The sequence below is a fragment of the Burkholderia sp. Ax-1724 genome (assembly GCF_011752995.1).
GTDB lineage: Bacteria > Pseudomonadota > Gammaproteobacteria > Burkholderiales > Burkholderiaceae > Paraburkholderia.
In genome coordinates this window covers 194,024-206,944 of record NZ_VWWL01000013.1, presented here as the reverse complement: position 1 = coordinate 206,944, position 12,921 = coordinate 194,024, and the positions used below count along the sequence as shown (strand labels likewise).

The following is a 12,921-nucleotide window of genomic DNA, read 5'->3' as shown; positions in this document are numbered from 1 at the left end:
GAGTACGCACACGCCAAGCTCGACGCCCTGCGCGGCGGCGCGCTGCTTCAGGCGGATCGCCGCCGACAGCCCGGCCGGGCCGCCGCCGACGATCACCACGTCGTATTCCATCGACTCGCGCGGGCCGTACTGCTCAATGAGACTTGCGGGGGTCATTGATGCTCCTCTTACCGTTAGAATGCTTTTTTCGGGTTCGTATTGTGGGCGATCGATCCCCGCACTGCAACCCGATGAACGTAGATTAGCACGATCGTTCTATTTCGTGATGCGGTATCGAACCGTCGCGACGGTCCGGCCGCACCCCGTCAACCGCAGTTGTCACCACAACCGAACAAGGAACGACAATGGGCCGTTCGATCAATCTGGAAGGCAAGGTCGCGCTGATCACCGGCGCCTCGAGCGGGTTGGGCAAGCGCTTCGCTCAGGTGTTGTCGCAGGCGGGCGCCAAGGTCGTACTGGCGAGCCGGCGTACCGAGCGTCTGAAGGAGTTGCGCGCGGAGATCGAGGCGTCCGGCGGCGCGGCGCACGTCGTGTCGCTCGACGTGACCGACTACCAGAGCATCAAGGCGGCCGTCGCGCATGCGGAGACCGAGGCCGGCACGATCGATATTCTCGTCAACAACTCGGGCGTGTCGACCACGCAGAAGCTCTCCGAGGTCACGCCCGCCGACTTCGAATACGTGTTCGACACGAACACGCGCGGCGCGTTTTTCGTCGCGCAGGAAGTCGCCAAGCGCATGATCATGCGCGGCAACAATGCGCAGAAACCGTCGTACCGGATCATCAACATCGCGTCGATGGCGGGGTTGCGCGTGCTGCCGCAAATCGGCCTCTATTCGATGAGCAAGGCCGCGGTCGTCCATATGACGAAGGCGATGGCGCTCGAATGGGGCAAGCACGGCATCAACGTGAACGCGATCTGCCCGGGTTATATCGACACGGAGATCAACCATCACCACTGGTCGACCGAGCAGGGGCAGAAGCTCGTGTCGATGCTGCCGCGTCATCGCGTCGGCAAGCCGGAAGATCTCGACGGGCTGCTGTTGCTGCTCGCGGCGGACGAATCGCAGTTCATCAACGGTTCGGTGATCGCGGCCGACGACGGCTTCGGGCTCGCCTGAGCGCGTCCGGGTGCGAGCTTTTTTCAACGTTTCAATGCTTCAAGACAGCAGGGAAGAACGGAAGTACAGAATGAGCGATTTTCACGCAGTTTTCGAAATGGCAATGCCGATTCGCTGGGGCGACATGGACGCGTTCGGCCACGTGAACAACACGGTTTACTTCCGCTACATGGAGCAGGTGCGGATTTCGTGGTTCGAGCAGATGGGTTTTCTCGGCGGCACCGAGGGGCAGGGGCCGGTCATCGTCAATGCGTCGATGGAGTTTCTGAAGCAGTTGCACTATCCGGGCGACGTGATCGGCCGGATGTCGGTGGCGACGCCGGGGCGCAGCAGCTTCGATACCGCGTTCGAACTCGTGCGCGCCGACGAACCCGATACGCTGTATGCGCGCGGCGCCGCGCGCTGCGTGTGGATCGACTATGCGGCGGGCAAGTCGGTGCCGGTGCCCGATTCGCTGCGTGCGGCGATCGAGCGTGCGGCGCTCGTGAAGGCGGCCTGACAGCGCACGCTACGCGCGGCGATCCGGTTCTTTCGCTCAATTCCCGAGCAGCCGCTGCAACAGCTCGGTCGCGTTTCCCGTTTCGTATTTACGCATGAGCCGCGCGCGGTACACGTCGACCGTGCGCGGGCTAATGTCGAGCACACGGCCGATCTGCTTGCTGGTCTTGCCAGTCACGAGTTGCGCGGCGATTTCGCGCTCGCGTGGCGTGAGTTCCACGGCGACGCGCCGTGTCGCGCTCAGATCCTCGAACGTCCAGACGCCCGCCGCGTGCGGGTCGGAGCGCTGCTGCGCGCGGCCCGTTACGTGGCACCAGAACAGTTCGCCGTTCGCGCGCTTCATGATGCGGTCGTCCGCGTAGCTGCCGTAGGCGGTCATGATCGGCGGAATGCGCGCGCCTATGCGCTCGAATTCATCGGCCGACGGATACAGCACCTGGAACGACTGGCCGATCAGCGCCTCGCGCGCGTAGCCGAAAATCGACGCGAGTTCGTCATTGCAGTCGTCGACAATCCTTTCGCGCGACAGCACGAGTCCGATCGGGGCAAGGTGAAACGCGGCGCGGTAATCGAGGGCGGGCATGGGCGGGCGGCAAGTACTTATGTATTTTTGCGTATTGTGCCGTATGGCGGGGCCAGCGTACTCTTTCGGGCAAATAACGGCGCGGCGCGATGCATACCGGTCGGGCCCGGCGCACGGGTCGCCGCGGATGGCTAGAATGAGGTAGCGGCATCATGGCGATGCCAGATTCGCCGTCAGCGATGCGAGCCGCAACGATCGGGCGGCCGGCGCTCCGGTTTCGGGTTTCCATAGAGGAAGGGACAAACTGATGAACAAGGTCTATCCGGGCGCCGCCGAGGCGCTGAAAGACATCGTCAAGGACGGGCAGACGTTCGCCGTCGGCGGCTTCGGGCTGTGCGGCATTCCCGAGGCGCTGATCGCGGCATTGTGCGATTCGAAGGTGCGGGACATCACCTGCATCAGCAACAACGCGGGCGTCGACGGTTTCGGCCTCGGCCTGCTGCTCGAAACGCGCCAGATCAGGAAGATGATCTCGTCGTACGTCGGCGAGAACAAGGAGTTCGAGCGCCAGTACCTGGCCGGCGAACTCGAACTCGAATTCACGCCGCAGGGCACGCTCGCCGAAAAGCTGCGCGCGGGCGGTTCGGGCATCCCGGCGTTTTTCACGAACACGGGCTACGGCACGCTGATCGCCGAGGGCAAGGAAACCCGCCAGTTCGGCGACAGGCAGTACGTGCTCGAACATTCGCTGACCGCCGACGTCGCGCTCGTCAAGGCATGGAAGGCCGACAAGTCGGGCAACCTGATCTACCGCCGCACCGCGCGCAACTTCAATCCGATGTGCGCGATGGCGGGCCGCATCACCGTCGCGGAAGTCGAGGAGATCGTCGAGGTGGGCGAGTTCGATCCGGACGCGATCCATACGCCGGGCATCTTCGTGCAGCGCATCGTGCTGAATGCGCATCCGGAAAAACGCATCGAACAACGTATCGTCCGCGCGAAAGGAGACTGATCATGGCATGGACTCGTGACGAAATGGCCGCGCGCGCGGCGCAGGAATTGCAGGACGGTTTCTACGTGAACCTCGGCATCGGTCTGCCGACGCTGGTCGCGAACCACGTGCCGCCGGGCGTCGAAGTGTGGCTGCAGTCGGAGAACGGCCTGCTCGGCATCGGCCCGTCGCCGACCGAGGAAGAAGTCGACGCGGATCTCATCAACGCGGGCAAGCAGACCGTGACCACGTTGCCGGGTTCGTCGATTTTCTCGTCGGCCGACTCGTTCGCGATGATTCGCGGCGGCCACATCAATCTGGCGATTCTCGGTGCGATGCAGATCAGCAAGAAGGGCGATCTCGCGAACTGGATGATCCCGGGCAAGATGATCAAGGGCATGGGCGGCGCGATGGACCTGGTCGCGGGCGTCAAGCGCGTGGTCGTGCTGATGGAGCATGTCGCGAAGGGCGACCAGCACAAGATTCTCGAAGAGTGCACGTTGCCGCTGACGGGCGTGGGTGTGGTCGACGAGATCATTACCGACCTCGGCGTGATCGAAGTGACCGATGCCGGCCTGAAGGTGATCGAACTGGCGCCGGGCGTGACGGTCGACGAGATCAAGGCGAAGACCGGCGCGTCGCTCGACGTGAGCGCGGTGAGCTGAGCTTGTGGTGACATTGCCGCTTCGCTTGAGACAGGCGGGGCGGTGATAGGCGGTTTTTGGGGCGGGCGAGACGCGAGTCTCGCCCGTTCTGTTTTTGTGCATTCGAATCTTGCATGCCGTCCTACGCCTTCCGGCTAATCCTTGTCGCGCGGCGAAGCGGTTTACAATCGTCGGCAGATCGAGCACATGATGATTTTCGTTGTGATGTCAGTCATATCGCTGCCGTAGCGAGCTGTGTTCAAGATCCCGTGTTCAAGACCCATCAGCCGCGCCTTTGCAAGGACCTCAGATGACCGCAACGACTTCCGCTTCCACCGCCGGGCGGCCCGAGCCGCGTCAACGTTACGTGCAGTGCGCGAGCGCCGCCGGGCTGCATCGCGTCGCCTATACCGAATGGGGCGACCCGGACAATCCGCGCGTGCTGGTGTGCGTGCATGGACTTACGCGATCGGGGCGCGATTTCGACCGCCTCGCCGCCGACTTCGCCGAGACCTATCGCGTGGTTTGCCCGGACGTGGTCGGCCGGGGCTTGTCGTCGTGGCTCGCGAACCCCAGCTTATACGGAGTGCCGCAGTTCGTCGCCGACATGGTCACGCTGATCGCGCGGCTCGACGTCGAGAGTGTCGACTGGTTCGGCACGTCGATGGGCGGTTTGATCGGCATGGGGCTCGCCGGTCTGCCCGCAACGCCGATCCGCAAGATGCTGCTGAACGACGTCGGGCCGCACCTCGAACCGGCGGCCGTGAAGCGTATCGGCGACTACCTCGGCAAACCGGTGCGTTTCGAAACGCTGCAGCAAGGTATCGATTACGCCGCTGAACTTGCGCAAAGCTTCGGTCCGCTCACGCCGGACGAATGGCGCGAAATCAATACGCCGCTTTTGCGCGAACAGGACGGTGCGTGGGTGCTGCGCTACGACCCGCGCATCGCGCAGCCGTTTGCCGCGGTGACCGAAGACGCCGCGAAGCTCGGCGAGGCCGCGCTCTGGCATTCGCTCGCAGCGTTCCAGGGACCGGTGCTCGTGGTGCGTGGCGAGCAGTCCGATCTGCTCTCGCGTGAAACCGTCGCGAAGATGGTGGCGAGCGGCCCCGCCGTATCGAGCGTGGAGATTCCCGGCGTCGGACACGCGCCGGCATTTCTCGCGGCAGACCAGATCGCGATCGCGCGGCGGTTCTTCATCGGTGACGGCGCGAACGCGTCATAATATTAGGCTCCGCGTGGCATGGACCGTTCGTGGCCCGTGGCGCGCGGAATGCATTTCGACCAACCCACCCCGTTCAGGATTTTTTATGGCAGTCATTCGTCATCACGTCGGCAAGCGTCTTTCCGAAATCGCCGTGCATAACGGCACCGTGTATCTCGCGGGGCAGATCGCCGAAGACACGGATCAGGACATCACGGGTCAGACGCGCGAGGTACTCGGCCACATCGACCGTCTGCTGGCTGAGGTGAACAGCGACAAGTCGCAACTGTTGTCGGTGCAGATCTACATCTCGGACATGGTGCACTTCGCCGGCATGAACGCAGTGTGGGACGAGTGGGTCGCGCAGGGCGACACGCCGCCGCGCGCCACCGTCGAGGCGAAGCTCGCGAACCCGAAGTGCCTCGTCGAAATCGTCGTGGTCGCGGCGCAGCACGGCTAGGCCACGCCCAACGCTGCATGCCCGTTACGCAGTACCGTTGTTGCAATCCCGTTGATTCGTCTGGCCCGGCGGGCCGTCGCACCATGAATACCGAAACCGTTACGAACGCGCCACATCCCCATCCGTCCTTCGACGAAGCGATGGCGTTCGTACGCGAGCATGCGGGCGAGGTGCGGCTGTCGTCGGGCGAACTGCTCGCGGATCACGCGGCGGGCACGGCGTCGATCATGCGCACGCTCAACGTCGATCCGCCGGCCGTGCTGGCCGCGGCGCTGTTTGCGCTGACGCCGCATCTGCGCGATCCCGAGCGCGTGATCGCCGACAACTTCGGCGAGGAAGTCGCGCAACTGGTCGGCGACGTGCGCAAGCTGCTGCGTCTCGGCACGGTCAGCCTGCGCGCGGCGCAGAATGCGATGCCCGAAGCCGGGCGCGATGCGCAGGCCGCGCGCCGTGCCCAGGTCGAGGCGCTGCGCAAGATGCTGCTCGCGTTCGCACAGGACATCCGCGTGGTGCTGATTCGGCTCGCCTCGCGCCTGCAGTCGCTGCGCTATTACGCGGCGGCAAAAGTCACGCCGTCGCCCGACGTGGCGCGCGAGACGCTCGATATCTACGCGCCGCTCGCGAACCGTCTCGGCATCTGGCAACTGAAGTGGGAACTCGAAGATCTTGCGTTCCGCTTCGAAGAGCCGGCCACGTACAAGCGCATCGCGAAGCTGCTCGACGAGAAGCGTGTCGAGCGCGAGAGCTATGTCGCGCAGGCGATCGAACGATTGCAGCAGGAGCTGGCCGCCGCGCATATTCATGCCGAAGTGAGTGGCCGGCCGAAGCATATCTACAGCATCTGGCGCAAGATGCGCGGCAAGGAACTCGATTTCGCCGAGCTTTACGATGTGCGCGCATTCCGTGTGATCGTGCCGGATATCAAGGACTGCTACACCGTGCTCGGTATCGTGCACAACCTGTGGCAGCCGGTGCCGAGAGAGTTCGACGACTACATCTCGCGGCCGAAGCCGAACGGCTACAAGTCGCTGCACACGGTCGTGATCGGCGACGACGGCCGCGCGTTCGAAGTGCAGATCCGCACGCAGGAAATGCATCGCTTCGCCGAATATGGCGTGGCCGCGCACTGGCGCTACAAGGAAGCGGGCGCGCGCGGTTACGGCGGCACCTTCGCGGCGAACGAGAAGTATGACGAGAAGATCGCATGGTTGCGCCAACTGCTTGCGTGGAAGGACGAAGTGTCCGAGGGCGAGCATGGCGCGGAGCGCGCGGCGCAGCCGTGGGAGCAACTGCGTCAGGCCACGCTCGATGACGACCATATCTACGTATTGACGCCGCAGGCGCGCGTGATCCCGTTGCCGCACGGCGCGACGCCGCTCGACTTCGCGTATCACCTGCACAGCGAGCTCGGGCATCGCTGCCGCGGCGCACGCGTCGACGGCGCGATGGTGCCGCTCAACACGGCATTGCAGAACGGGCAGACGGTCGAGATCGTCGCGGTGAAGGAGGGTGGTCCGTCGCGCGACTGGCTCAACCCGCAGCTCGGCTATCTGCAGAGTTCGCGCGCGCGGCAGAAAGTGCGCGCGTGGTTCAACGCGGTCGATTTGCAGGAGCACATCGCGAACGGGCGCGCGATGGTCGAAAAGACCTTGCAGCGCGAGGGCAAGACCTCGGTCAATCTCGATCAGCTGGCGGCGCGGCTCGGCTTCAAGACCACCGACGATCTGTTCTCCGTGGTCGGCAAGGAAGAGTTCAGCCTGCGGCTCGTCGAGCAGGCGCTGCACGATGCGCCGCCGCCCGCGCCCGAGGTCGATGCACCGGAGAAATTCGAGAAGCGCAGCAGCGGTGCGAGCGTCGCGCGCGGCGCGTCCACGGGCGTGCTCGTGGTCGGCGTCGACGCGTTGCTCACGCAGCTCGCGCGTTGCTGCCGGCCGGCGCCGCCCGACGATATCAGCGGCTTCGTCACGCGCGGCAAGGGCATGTCGGTACACCGCAGCGACTGCGCGACGTTCCGCCGTATGGCCGAGCGCGCGCCGGAGCGCATGCTGCAAACGGCATGGTCGGCGGATGTGATGAGCGGGCGCGGCCACTCGGTCTATCCGGTCGATCTCAGCATCGAAGCGACGGATCGGCAAGGACTGCTGCGCGACATTTCCGAAGTGTTTGCGCGGGAAAAGATGAACGTGATCGGCGTGAAGACGCAATCGCGCCGCAACGCCGCGTTCATGCAATTTACCGTCGAGGTGTCGAGTTCCGCGCAGATTCAGCGCGCGTGCACGCTGCTCGGCGAAGTGACGGGCGTGGTGCGGGCGTCGCGCAAGAACTGAGGCGCGTGATGCGTTGCGAGGGTTTGCAGGGCAAGCGCTCGCGCGTCCGTTCGATGAACGGAAATACTGCTCGCGACCTCAACGTGAAATTTAAAGTCTCCGCATAAAAGTACTTGCCAAGTTTTTCTGGACCCCATATACTCTCGTTTCTTCAGGCTCGTAGCTCAGCTGGTTAGAGCACCACCTTGACATGGTGGGGGTCGTTGGTTCGAGTCCAATCGAGCCTACCAACGAAAAAGAAATTCCGGCTTGGCCGGGGTTTCGCAAACTGCAGTAAGCGCCTTGGCGCAAAAAGGCCGGATACGGCTGAGGGCGAAACGGTTATGGCACCGCGAACGTTGACCGAAACTACTTCGGAGCGACGCTAGTCGAGGACCACTTTCGCCAATGTAGTTTGCAAGAAGTGTGAATGCGGCCCCTCGAAAGCGGGGCCGCATTTTTTTTGTCTTTTTCTTTTTTGACCTGCTTGTATGTGCCGCGCCGGTCGGCACCACGGAGAACGCAATGGTTTCGATACGTTTGCCTGACGGTTCTGTTCGACAGTACGAGCATCCGGTGACCGTCGCCGAAGTGGCCGCCTCGATCGGCCCCGGCCTCGCGAAAGCCGCGCTCGGTGGAAAAATCGACGGCGAGCTCGTCGACACGTCCGCGCTGATCGATCGCGACGTGGCGCTTGCCATCGTCACCGAAAAGGACGCAGACGGTCTTGATATCATCCGCCACTCGACGGCGCACCTGCTTGCGTACGCGGTGAAGGATCTGTACCCGGAAGCGCAGGTCACGATCGGGCCGGTCATCGACAACGGCTTCTATTACGACTTTTCCTACAACCGTCCCTTCACGCCGGAAGATCTCGACAAGATCGAGAAGCGCATGCAGGAGCTCGCGAAGAAGGACGAGCCGGTGTCGCGCCGCGTGGTGTCGCGCGACGAGGCGGTCGAGTATTTCAAGAGCATCGGCGAAAAATACAAGGCCGAGCTCATCGAGGCGATTCCCGCCAGCGACGAAATCAAGCTGTACTCGCACGGCGGCTTCACGGACCTGTGCCGTGGCCCGCACGTGCCGTCCACGGGCAAGCTGAAGGTCTTCAAGCTGATGAAGGTCGCGGGTGCGTACTGGCGCGGCGACTCGAAGAACGAGCAACTGCAGCGCATTTACGGTACGGCCTGGACGAAGAAGGAAGATCAGGAAGCGTATCTGCACATGCTCGAAGAAGCCGAGAAGCGCGACCACCGCAAGCTCGGCAAGCAACTCGACCTGTTCCACATGCAGGACGAGTCGCCGGGCATGGTGTTCTGGCATCCGCGCGGCTGGACGTTGTGGCAGCAGGTCGAGCAGTACATGCGCCGTCGCGTGAACGATGCGGGCTACCTCGAAATCAAGACGCCGATGATCATGGACCGCTCGCTGTGGGAAGCGTCGGGCCACTGGCAAAACTATCGTGAAAACATGTTCACGACGGAATCGGAAAAGCGCGACTACGCGATCAAGCCGATGAACTGCCCCGGTCACGTGCAGGTGTTCAATCACGGTTTGCGCTCGTATCGCGATCTGCCGCTGCGTTATGCGGAGTTCGGTTCGTGCCATCGCAACGAGTCGTCGGGCGCGCTGCACGGCCTGATGCGCGTGCGCGGCTTCGTGCAGGACGACGCGCATATTTTCTGCACCGAAGACCAGTTCATCAGCGAATCGATCGCGTTCAACACGCTGGCGATGAGCGTCTATCGTGACTTCGGCTTCGACAATGTCGAGATCAAGCTTTCGTTGCGCCCCGACGCGCGCGCCGGCACCGACGAAACCTGGGATCGCGCGGAGCAGGGTTTGCGCGAGGCGCTGACGGCCTGCGGCGTGACCTGGGAAGAGCTGCCGGGCGAGGGCGCGTTCTACGGCCCGAAGGTCGAATATCACATCAAGGACGCGCTTGGCCGCTCGTGGCAGTGCGGCACGTTGCAGCTCGACATGGTGTTGCCGGAGCGTCTTGGCGCCGAATATGTCGCCGAGGACAACAGCCGCCGCCGCCCGATCATGCTGCACAGGGCAATCGTCGGATCAATGGAACGTTTCCTCGGGATTCTGATCGAGCACCATGCTGGTGCAATGCCCGCGTGGCTCACGCCGATGCAGGTCGTCGTCATGAATATCGCGGAAAGTCAGGCCGAATATGCGCAGTCTCTAGCCCAATCGTTGCAAAAACAAGGGGTTAGAGTTGAGGCTGATTTGCGCAACGAGAAGATTAGCTATAAAATACGCGAGCACACGCTGGAAAAGGTCCCGTACCTGCTCGTGGTCGGCGACAAAGAGCGTGAAGCACAAACGGTAGCCGTGCGTGCCCGTGGCGGTGTCGATCTGGGTGTGATGCCTGTCGATACCTTCATTGAGCGTCTGCGCCAGGACGTGCAGTCGTTCAATTGAGCCACTTGGCAGCCCGGCTCGTTTTTTTAATTTTTAGAGGAAACGTAACATCGCTACTGATAAGTCTGCGCACCGCATCAACGGTGAAATTACAGCACCCGAGGTGCGACTGGTCGGGGTCGAGAACGAACCGCTCGGCATCGTGAAACTCGCTGATGCGTTCCGTATGTCGGAGCAGCAGGACGTGGATCTGGTTGAAATCGCGCCGCAAGCGGTTCCGCCGGTTTGCCGTTTGATGGACTACGGCAAGTTCAAGTACCAGGAAGCGAAGAAGCAACACGAGGCCAAGCTTAAGCAGAAGGTGATCCAGGTCAAGGAAGTCAAATTCCGCCCGGGTACCGACGACGGTGACTACAACGTCAAGCTGCGCAACCTCGTTCGCTTCCTCGAAGACGGCGACAAGACGAAAATCACGTTGCGTTTCCGTGGCCGCGAAATGGCTCACCAGGAAATCGGCATGCGCATGCTCGAACGCCTGCGCACCGACCTCGACGAAGTCGGTCAGGTCGAGCAGATGCCGAAAATGGAAGGGCGCCAGATGATCATGGTGCTCGCGCCGAAGAAAAAGAAGTAAGCGCAAGGCAGTTGGCCGGAGCGGCGGCGCACCATGTGGTGCGCGCTTCGGTGGCAAAAATTTGTAAGGTGCCGTGCCGGGTGTCTGTCACGGTATCGGAAGGTTTCGGAACGGCGCACATGCAAGTAGTGTGCGATGGTTCCCGAAAAGCGGCCGCTGGCGGTATCGGCGGTCTGCATACCAAGTGGAATGGGTTTCGAAGGGCGGGAAATGGCCAACTGGCCGACCGCACACCCATATCCATCTAATAATGGAGTTGTCATGCCGAAGATGAAGACCAAGAAGAGCGCTGCAAAGCGTTTCGTGGTGCGTCCGGGCGGTACCGTCAAGCGCGGTCAGGCCTTCAAGCGTCACATTCTTACCAAGAAGACCACCAAGAACAAACGCCATCTGCGCGGCTCCACGGCAGTTCATGATTCCAATCTGAACTCCGTTCGCGCAATGCTGCCGTTCGCTTAACCCTTAACCGACACTCATAGGAGCGAAACATGCCTCGAGTAAAACGTGGGGTTACCGCACGGGCCCGTCACAAGAAGATCATCAAGCTGGCCAAGGGTTACCGCGGCCGTCGCAATAACGTCTATCGCATCGCCAAGCAGGCGGTCATGCGTGCAGGCCAGTACGCCTACCGCGATCGTCGCAACAAGAAGCGTGTGTTCCGCGCACTGTGGATCACGCGTATCAACGCGGCGGTGCGTCAGCACGACATGACGTACAGCGTGTTCATCAACGGCCTGAAGAAGGCGTCGATCGAACTGGACCGCAAGGTGCTGGCCGACATGGCTGTGTTCGACAAGGCTGCTTTTGCTGCGATCGTTCAGCAGGTGAAAGCCGCCGTTGCAGCCTGATTGCGCTTCTGGCAATTAAAACTGCGTGGTTCGTTGCAGCGAACATCCGGTAGTCCCGGTGACGCTGCAACAAAAACGGGGCTCCTCACCGAGCCCCGTTTTTGTTGGTAGAACCAGTTTTGTTTCGATAGAACACTGACGTTGAAATGATGGGATCAATGGATCTGGACCAGATTGTCGCCGACGCGCAAAAAGCCTTCGCAGAAGCCTCCGACGTCACCACCCTCGAAAACGAGAAAGCGCGCTTTCTCGGTAAGTCGGGTGCGTTGACCGAGCTGTTGAAAGGGCTTGGCAAACTCGATCCCGAAACGCGCAAGACCGAAGGCGCACGGATCAACCTCGTCAAGCAACAGGTCGAAGCCGCGCTGACGGCACGCCGTCAGGCGCTTGCCGACGCGCTGCTGAACCAGCGTCTCGCCGCCGAAGCGATCGACGTCACGCTGCCGGGCCGCGGTGCCGGCGCGGGTAGCCTGCACCCGGTGATGCGCACCTGGGAGCGCGTTGAACAGATTTTCCGTACGATCGGATTCGATGTGGCCGACGGCCCCGAGATCGAAACCGACTGGTACAACTTCACCTCGCTGAACAGCCCGGAAAACCATCCGGCGCGTTCGATGCAGGACACCTTCTACGTCGACGGCAAGGGCGCCGACGGCCGCCAGCTGCTGCTGCGCACGCATACGAGCCCGATGCAGGTGCGTTACGCGCGCACCAACACGCCGCCGATCAAGGTGATCGTGCCGGGCCGCACGTATCGCGTGGACAGCGACGCGACGCATTCGCCGATGTTCAACCAGGTCGAAGGCCTGTGGATCGACGAGAACATCAGCTTCGCGGACCTGAAGGGCGTCTACACCGATTTCCTGAAGAAATTCTTCGAACGCGACGACATTCTCGTGCGCTTCCGTCCGTCGTATTTCCCGTTCACCGAACCGTCGGCCGAGATCGATATGCTGTTCGAAACGGGCAAGAACGCCGGCAAGTGGCTCGAAATTTCGGGCTCGGGCCAGGTTCACCCGACCGTGATCCGCAACATGGGGCTCGACCCGGAGCGCTACATCGGCTTTGCTTTCGGCAGCGGCCTCGAGCGTCTCACGATGCTGCGTTACGGTGTGCAGGACCTGCGCCTGTTCTTCGAAAACGACCTGCGTTTCCTGCGTCAATTCGCATGAACCGGCGCGCGCGAGCGCGACAACGCATAGAACGCGGCAGCGCACCCGGTGCGCGCCGCGAGCGTCTCCGGCAGTGCCTGCCGAACCGGCGCACGACCGCCGAGTTGCACGAAGCATCTGCCGGACGTGGACCTAACCTGATCAGAA

The 12,921-nt window shown here is 62.4% G+C and carries 14 protein-coding genes and 1 tRNA gene; 13 read left to right on the top strand and 2 right to left on the bottom strand.

Going from position 1 to position 12,921, the window contains the following annotated elements:
• Positions 1-156 (bottom strand): FAD-dependent oxidoreductase (locus F3J19_RS17570; protein ID WP_167043565.1); only part of this gene is annotated, 156 nt, incomplete at its 3' end.
• A gap of 188 nt (positions 157-344) precedes the next feature.
• Here F3J19_RS17570 and F3J19_RS17565 point away from each other — a divergent pair.
• Entirely contained in the window at positions 345-1,121 is a 777-nt protein-coding gene (locus F3J19_RS17565; RefSeq protein WP_167043563.1) for an SDR family oxidoreductase, read from the top strand.
• Positions 1,122-1,191: 70 nt separating this feature from the next.
• A complete protein-coding gene (locus F3J19_RS17560; RefSeq protein WP_240159026.1) occupies positions 1,192-1,620 on the top strand; it encodes a thioesterase family protein in 429 nt (142 codons plus the stop codon).
• A gap of 36 nt (positions 1,621-1,656) precedes the next feature.
• On the opposite strand, the gene F3J19_RS17555 is transcribed toward F3J19_RS17560, so the two are convergent.
• A complete protein-coding gene (locus tag F3J19_RS17555) occupies positions 1,657-2,202 on the bottom strand; it encodes a LuxR C-terminal-related transcriptional regulator (RefSeq protein WP_167043559.1) in 546 nt (181 codons plus the stop codon).
• Positions 2,203-2,449: 247 nt separating this feature from the next.
• Between F3J19_RS17555 and F3J19_RS17550 the strand changes: the two genes are divergently transcribed.
• The 11 genes from F3J19_RS17550 to pheS all read left to right on the top strand — a co-directional run bounded on the left by F3J19_RS17550 (position 2,450) and on the right by pheS (position 12,774).
• The gene (locus F3J19_RS17550; RefSeq protein ID WP_167043557.1) at positions 2,450-3,154 is read left to right on the top strand and encodes a CoA transferase subunit A; all 705 of its coding nucleotides are present in this window, start codon (positions 2,450-2,452) and stop codon (positions 3,152-3,154) included.
• Positions 3,155-3,156: 2 nt separating this feature from the next.
• Positions 3,157-3,798 carry a CoA transferase subunit B gene (locus F3J19_RS17545; protein WP_167043555.1) on the top strand — a complete coding sequence of 214 codons (642 nt, stop codon included), beginning with the start codon at positions 3,157-3,159 and terminating at the stop codon, positions 3,796-3,798.
• Positions 3,799-4,087: 289 nt separating this feature from the next.
• Entirely contained in the window at positions 4,088-5,002 is a 915-nt protein-coding gene (locus tag F3J19_RS17540; RefSeq protein WP_167043553.1) for an alpha/beta hydrolase, read from the top strand.
• 85 nt (positions 5,003-5,087) lie between these two features.
• Complete coding sequence (locus F3J19_RS17535) at positions 5,088-5,441, top strand: RidA family protein (protein WP_167043551.1); 354 nt, start codon at positions 5,088-5,090, stop codon at positions 5,439-5,441.
• A gap of 83 nt (positions 5,442-5,524) precedes the next feature.
• On the top strand, positions 5,525-7,768 hold the full coding sequence (locus F3J19_RS17530) for a bifunctional (p)ppGpp synthetase/guanosine-3',5'-bis(diphosphate) 3'-pyrophosphohydrolase (protein WP_167043549.1): 2,244 nt from the start codon (positions 5,525-5,527) through the stop codon (positions 7,766-7,768).
• A gap of 153 nt (positions 7,769-7,921) precedes the next feature.
• A tRNA-Val gene (locus F3J19_RS17525) sits at positions 7,922-7,998 on the top strand.
• Positions 7,999-8,272: 274 nt separating this feature from the next.
• Positions 8,273-10,180, top strand: a complete 1,908-nt coding sequence (gene thrS / locus F3J19_RS17520) for a threonine--tRNA ligase (RefSeq protein ID WP_167043547.1) — start codon at positions 8,273-8,275, stop codon at positions 10,178-10,180.
• 49 nt (positions 10,181-10,229) lie between these two features.
• The gene (gene infC, locus F3J19_RS17515; RefSeq protein WP_075643713.1) at positions 10,230-10,754 is read left to right on the top strand and encodes a translation initiation factor IF-3; all 525 of its coding nucleotides are present in this window, start codon (positions 10,230-10,232) and stop codon (positions 10,752-10,754) included.
• 261 nt (positions 10,755-11,015) lie between these two features.
• Positions 11,016-11,213: a 50S ribosomal protein L35 gene (rpmI, locus tag F3J19_RS17510; protein ID WP_167043545.1), complete on the top strand. Its 198-nt coding sequence runs from the start codon at positions 11,016-11,018 to the stop codon at positions 11,211-11,213.
• Positions 11,214-11,242: 29 nt separating this feature from the next.
• The gene (rplT, locus tag F3J19_RS17505; protein ID WP_006052502.1) at positions 11,243-11,602 is read left to right on the top strand and encodes a 50S ribosomal protein L20; all 360 of its coding nucleotides are present in this window, start codon (positions 11,243-11,245) and stop codon (positions 11,600-11,602) included.
• 158 nt (positions 11,603-11,760) lie between these two features.
• The gene (gene pheS / locus F3J19_RS17500) at positions 11,761-12,774 is read left to right on the top strand and encodes a phenylalanine--tRNA ligase subunit alpha (protein WP_167043543.1); all 1,014 of its coding nucleotides are present in this window, start codon (positions 11,761-11,763) and stop codon (positions 12,772-12,774) included.
• Positions 12,775-12,921 lie beyond the last annotated feature (147 nt).

Bases quoted from the DNA above. Each gene is read 5' to 3' on its own strand.
- rpmI (WP_167043545.1), top strand. From the start codon at position 11,016: ATGCCGAAGATGAAGACCAAGAAGAGCGCTGCAAAGCGTTTCGTGGTG.
- F3J19_RS17535 (WP_167043551.1), top strand. From the start codon at position 5,088: ATGGCAGTCATTCGTCATCACGTCGGCAAGCGTCTTTCCGAAATCGCC.
- rplT (WP_006052502.1), top strand. From the start codon at position 11,243: ATGCCTCGAGTAAAACGTGGGGTTACCGCACGGGCCCGTCACAAGAAG.
- F3J19_RS17530 (WP_167043549.1), top strand. From the start codon at position 5,525: ATGAATACCGAAACCGTTACGAACGCGCCACATCCCCATCCGTCCTTC.
- pheS (WP_167043543.1), top strand. From the start codon at position 11,761: ATGGATCTGGACCAGATTGTCGCCGACGCGCAAAAAGCCTTCGCAGAA.
- F3J19_RS17550 (WP_167043557.1), top strand. From the start codon at position 2,450: ATGAACAAGGTCTATCCGGGCGCCGCCGAGGCGCTGAAAGACATCGTC.
- thrS (WP_167043547.1), top strand. From the start codon at position 8,273: ATGGTTTCGATACGTTTGCCTGACGGTTCTGTTCGACAGTACGAGCAT.
- F3J19_RS17560 (WP_240159026.1), top strand. From the start codon at position 1,192: ATGAGCGATTTTCACGCAGTTTTCGAAATGGCAATGCCGATTCGCTGG.
- F3J19_RS17540 (WP_167043553.1), top strand. From the start codon at position 4,088: ATGACCGCAACGACTTCCGCTTCCACCGCCGGGCGGCCCGAGCCGCGT.
- F3J19_RS17545 (WP_167043555.1), top strand. From the start codon at position 3,157: ATGGCATGGACTCGTGACGAAATGGCCGCGCGCGCGGCGCAGGAATTG.
- F3J19_RS17565 (WP_167043563.1), top strand. From the start codon at position 345: ATGGGCCGTTCGATCAATCTGGAAGGCAAGGTCGCGCTGATCACCGGC.
- F3J19_RS17555 (WP_167043559.1), bottom strand. From the start codon at position 2,202: ATGCCCGCCCTCGATTACCGCGCCGCGTTTCACCTTGCCCCGATCGGA.